Genomic DNA, 3770 nt, shown 5'->3' with positions numbered 1-3770 from the left:
ACACGATGGGCACGCTTGCCGTGGGCGTCTCGACGCCCGGCAAGGTCCGCATGACCTTCTATTGCGGCGACAAGGCTGCAGCACGGGCCAACACGCTGATCAAGGCCGGGCCCTATCTCGAAGTCTCGCTGCCGAAGGCGGCCGGGCTCGACAAGGCGACCTCGCTCGACCTGGCCGCCGACGGCCATCGTGCCACCATTCCCGTGACGGCCAGCGCCGAGGGGGAGAGCGTCTCGCTCGCCTGGGAGCCGGATGCCCGCTTTGGCCTCGCGCAAATGAAGGCCGTGGTCGCGCGCCTCGCGAAGGCGAAGACGGCGTCGATCAAGGTCGCGGGGCAGGCGGTGAGCCTGCCGATGGCGGGCGCCGCCAAGGCGCTCGGCGACGATCCGCTCGGCTGCTAGCCAATGGCGGGCCGTGGTTCAGGCGACGATCTTCACCACATCCCGTTCTCGTCATAGCCGATGATGTCGTCCATTTCCTTTTTGGTCATGGACCGCCTGGCCGGCTTGATGCCGTGCTTGCGTAGAGCTCCCGCATGCGCCTCCGCCACGCGCCGCGCCTTTTCCTCCTCCGACAATTCGTCCTTGCCGAGTTCGCTCCTGACGGCCTGGCGCACGGCTTCGGTCAAGCTCAGGCCGCGGCGGCGCGCGAGCAGGCGCACGGCCTCCTCGGTTTCGCGATCCTTGATGTTGAGCGCCATGGCTTTCTTCCTTTTTCGCCCTTTTCTCTATGACGAGGGGGCTGCTGTGGATATGTCGGCCAAGCGGCGCGCGGGGCTTCAGGCCGCTTGGCAAGCGGCGGCCGAGGGCTCAGATAGAACCCCATGAAGTTCCCGCCCTCCATCCTCGAGGAGATCAAAGCGCGGCTGCCGGTCTCGGCGGTCGTGGGCAAGCGCGTGCGCCTGCAGAAGGCAGGGCGGGAGTGGAAGGGGCTTTCCCCCTTCAACGCCGAGAAGACGCCCTCCTTCTTCGTCAACGACCAGAAGGCCTCCTTCTTCGATTTCTCCTCGGGCAAGAACGGCGACATCTTCAAGTTCGTGATGGAAACCGAGGGGCTTTCCTTCCCGGAGGCAGTCGAGAAGCTGGCGGGCGAGGCCGGCGTGACGCTGCCGAAGATGACCCAGGAGGCGCAGGTCCAGGAGGAGCGGCGCAAGGGGCTGCACGAGGTGGTGGAGCTCGCGGCGCAGTTCTTCGAGGCGCAGCTGACGGGCGAGCGCGGTGCCGCCGCCCGGCGCTATCTCTCGACGCGCGGGCTGGACGGGGAGGCGCGCACGCGCTTTCGCCTCGGCTACGGGCCGGCGGACCGTTTCGCGCTGCGCGACCATCTCGCGGCCAAGGGCGTGCCTGCCGAGCTGATGATGGAGGCGGGGCTGCTGGTGCATGGCGAGGAGATCGCCGTGCCCTACGACCGCTTCCGCGACCGCATCATGTTCCCCATCCATGACGGGCGGGGCCGCGTCATCGCCTTCGGCGGGCGGGCGATGAGCGCGGAGGTCTCGGCGAAATACCTGAACTCGCCGGAGACGCCGCTCTTCCACAAGGGCTCGCTGCTCTTCAACCACCACAATGCCCGCAAGGCGGCCCACGACACCGGCCAGGTGATCGTCGTTGAGGGCTATGTCGACGTGATCGCGATGGCGCTTTCGGGTTTTCCGCAGACGGTGGCGCCGCTCGGCACGGCGCTGACGGAGGACCAGCTCGGCCTGCTCTGGCGCATGGCGGACGAGCCGGTGATCTGCCTCGATGGCGACAAGGCCGGCCGCAAGGCCGCCAGCCGCGCGATCGACCTGGCGCTGCCGCTGCTCGAGCCCGGCAAGTCGCTCTCCTTCGCGCTGCTGCCGGACGGGCAGGACCCTGACGATCTCGCCCGCTCGGGCGGCAAGGCGGCCATTGCCGAGGTGATGGGCGCGGCGCGCCCGCTCGTCGACATGCTGTGGCAGCGGGAGGTCGAGGCCGGCCCACTCGACACCCCCGAGCGCCGCGCCGCCTTCGAGCGGCGGCTGAAGGAGCCGCTGGCGCAGATCCGCGACGAGACGACGCGCAAGCACTACCGCCGCGAGATGGACGAGCGGCTGGCGCAGCTCTTCGCCAGCGCCGCCCCGACGCGGTCCGAAAGGGGTGGGCAGGGCGGCTTCCAGCGCGGCAAAGGCGGCTTCCCAGGCGGCGCGCGCGGCAGCGGCTTCCGGCAGGTGCCGCCCTGGCTCGCGGGGCCGCTCCGGGCTTCCAGCGCACTCACCCAGTCACGCATGATCGCGAAAGTCCGTGGCGAGGACCAGCGCGAGGCCTTCATCCTCCTAGCGCTCGCGAACCATCCCGACCTCATCCTGCGCTGTCTCGACGACATCGCCGAGCTCTCGCTGGACGGACCGGCGGCAGAGCGCCTGCGGCAGGCGCTGCTCGATGCGGTCGACGACAGTCTCGATCGCGAGCGCCTCGCCGAGCGTCTGGCGCAGCCGCGGGTGCGCGAGGCCTATGGCCAATTGCTGGCGGTGACGGGCCCGGCCGAGCGGCTCAAACTCGCCCAAGACGCTGATCCTGAATCGGTTTTCGACTCGATTCATCAAGCTGTCGTCTTGCATCAGCGCGCGCGGACGCTAAATAGCGAGTTGCGAGCAGCCGAACGCGCATTGGCTGACGAAGCGACCGAAGCCAATTTCGCCTGGATCAAGGACGTCAAGGCCCGCCTCGAAACGATCGAGGGCATCGAGGCCATGTCCGAGGATTGAAGCGCCGGGCCTTGGCGGTCGCCTATGTCGATGTGCGCGAAGCTTGCGGGTGGTTCACGATTCGTCAACGACGTTGGGTGCCATCTGCGGATGAGTGATTTGGGTGGGTGAGCGCGCCGGGCCTTCGGTCGCGCCGCCCTTTTATGCGTCGGTATGGTGCCTCGCGGCGACCGGCGCAGGAGCGGAGCGCTGATTGATGGCGACGAAAGCGAGCGAACGGGACAAGACCGATCAGGTTGCGCCGGATGCCCCGCCGACGACCGACGGTCCCCTGCTCGATCTGACGGATCAGGCCGTCAGGCGGATGATCAAGCTCGCGAAGAAGCGCGGCTATGTCACCTATGACGAACTGAACGAGGTTCTGCCCTCGGAGGAGTTCACCTCCGAGCAGATCGAGGACGTGCTCGGCCAGCTCAGTGAGCAGGGCATCAACGTCGTCGACAACGAGGATCCGGAAGCCGCCGGCGAGGATCGCGCCAACCGCAAGGAGGGCGCCGCCGCGGCGGCCGACGAGGATGAGGGGGAGGGCGGCGATCTCGTCGATGCTTCGCGCCAGACCCTGCCGACCGAGACCAAGCGCAACCTCGAGCCGACCGAGCGCACCGACGATCCGGTGCGCATGTATCTGCGCGAGATGGGCTCGGTGGAACTGCTCTCCCGCGAGGGCGAGATCGCCATCGCCAAGCGCATCGAGGCCGGCCGTGAGGCGATGATCGCCGGGCTCTGCGAGAGCCCGCTGACCTTCCAGGCGATCATCATCTGGCGCGACGAGCTGGTCGAAGGCAAGGTCCTCCTGCGCGACATCATCGACCTCGAGGCGACCTATGCCGGCCCTGACGGGAAGAACCCCGTCGTGGAGGGCGAGGAGGGCGCCGAGGAGGCCGAGGCCGCCGAAACTCCGGAAGGCGAGACGCCGCCGGAGATGGACGACGACGACATGGAGAACAACGTGTCGCTCTCGGCCATGGAAGCCGAGCTGAAGCCGCGCGTGCTCGAAACCTTCAATGCCATCGCCGACGACTACAAGAAGCTGCGCCGCCTGCAG

The 3770-nt window shown here is 68.1% G+C and carries 4 protein-coding genes; 3 read left to right on the top strand and 1 reads right to left on the bottom strand.

Annotated elements, in window-relative coordinates:
- The coding region (locus ACOJTB_RS14860) for a hypothetical protein (protein WP_420103302.1) at positions 1-401 on the top strand (401 nt) is incomplete at its 5' end.
- Between the two features lie 32 nt (positions 402-433).
- Here the strand turns inward: ACOJTB_RS14860 and ACOJTB_RS14855 are convergent.
- Positions 434-700, bottom strand: a complete 267-nt coding sequence (locus tag ACOJTB_RS14855) for a type II toxin-antitoxin system VapB family antitoxin (RefSeq protein ID WP_420103301.1) — start codon at positions 698-700, stop codon at positions 434-436.
- Between the two features lie 123 nt (positions 701-823).
- Between ACOJTB_RS14855 and dnaG the strand changes: the two genes are divergently transcribed.
- Together dnaG and ACOJTB_RS14845 are read left to right on the top strand one after the other, a co-directional pair.
- Positions 824-2725: a DNA primase gene (gene dnaG, locus ACOJTB_RS14850; RefSeq protein WP_420103300.1), complete on the top strand. Its 1902-nt coding sequence runs from the start codon at positions 824-826 to the stop codon at positions 2723-2725.
- A 196-nt stretch (positions 2726-2921) separates the two neighbouring features.
- Positions 2922-3770: RNA polymerase sigma factor region1.1 domain-containing protein (locus ACOJTB_RS14845; RefSeq protein ID WP_420103299.1), on the top strand; the 849-nt coding region annotated here is incomplete at its 3' end.

The organism is Allobosea sp. (assembly GCF_048595345.1).
In the GTDB taxonomy this organism is placed as follows: Bacteria; Pseudomonadota; Alphaproteobacteria; order Rhizobiales; family Beijerinckiaceae; genus Allobosea.
The sequence above is the reverse complement of the archived record's forward strand: the minus strand, read 5'-3'. Positions and strand labels throughout refer to the sequence as shown.

What these genes read in the sequence shown, in the direction of transcription:
- ACOJTB_RS14855 (WP_420103301.1), bottom strand. Translation starts at nt 700, where the DNA reads ATGGCGCTCAACATCAAGGATCGCGAAACCGAGGAGGCCGTGCGCCTG.
- dnaG (WP_420103300.1), top strand. Translation starts at nt 824, where the DNA reads ATGAAGTTCCCGCCCTCCATCCTCGAGGAGATCAAAGCGCGGCTGCCG.